Genomic DNA, 286 nt, shown 5'->3' with positions numbered 1-286 from the left:
GAGACACGCAACCTCTCCGGCAAGGGCTTTGAGAATGTCTCGTTGACCGTCCGCGCCGGCGAGATCGTCGGTCTCTACGGCCTGATCGGCGCCGGTCGCAGCGAGTTCGTCACCACCCTTTACGGCCGCCACCGGAAGTCAGGAGGCCAGATCATGTGGGAAGGCAAGGAGGTGCAGGTCAACTCCGAGCACGATGCGATCCGGCTCGGCATGGCGCTGGCCCCGGAAAGCCGCCGCGACCAGGGCCTCTGCCTCAACCTGCCGGTCGGCCTCAACCTCAACCTGC

At 66.1% G+C, this 286-nt stretch carries 1 protein-coding gene; it reads left to right on the top strand.

Features of this window, described 5'->3' with window-relative positions; genetic code table 11:
* Nucleotides 1–286 (top strand): ATP-binding cassette domain-containing protein (locus EN824_RS34750; protein ID WP_135933243.1); only part of this gene is annotated, 286 nt, incomplete at both ends.

The organism is Mesorhizobium sp. M8A.F.Ca.ET.181.01.1.1 (assembly GCF_004792025.1).
In the GTDB taxonomy this organism is placed as follows: Bacteria; Pseudomonadota; Alphaproteobacteria; order Rhizobiales; family Rhizobiaceae; genus Mesorhizobium.
This window is presented reverse-complemented; position numbering and strand designations above follow the sequence as displayed.